The sequence below is a fragment of the Paenibacillus sp. UASWS1643 genome (genome assembly GCF_008693195.1).
GTDB lineage: Bacteria > Bacillota > Bacilli > Paenibacillales > Paenibacillaceae > Paenibacillus > Paenibacillus amylolyticus_B.
Map to the genome: position 1 here is coordinate 1 of NZ_VXKZ01000031.1, position 296 is coordinate 296.

2 tRNA genes and 1 rRNA gene are annotated in these 296 nt (G+C 57.1%); all 3 read left to right on the top strand.

The annotated features are described in order from the left end of the window. Window positions 1–74 (top strand): 5S ribosomal RNA (rrf, locus tag FE296_RS34185); the annotation flags it as partial. Between the two features lie 38 nt (window positions 75–112). After that, a tRNA-Ile gene (locus tag FE296_RS00140) sits at window positions 113–186 on the top strand. A 34-nt stretch (window positions 187–220) separates the two neighbouring features. Then, window positions 221–296 (top strand) — tRNA-Ala (locus FE296_RS00145).

The following is a 296-nucleotide window of genomic DNA, read 5'->3' on the forward strand; positions in this document are numbered from 1 at the left end:
ACACGACCGTTAAGCCCTCTAGCGCCGATGGTACTTGGACCGCAGGGTCCTGGGAGAGTAGGACGCCGCCAAGCGAAACCCCACTGGGGTATTTTTTTTCGAAAATTGATAAGGGCCCTTAGCTCAGTTGGTTAGAGCGCACCTCTGATAAGGGTGAGGCCGGTGGTTCGAGTCCACCAGGGCCCATAGCAAGACCACAACAAGAAATACACCAGAGTAAGGGGCCATAGCTCAGCTGGGAGAGCGCCTGCCTTGCAAGCAGGAGGTCAGCGGTTCGATCCCGCTTGGCTCCACCA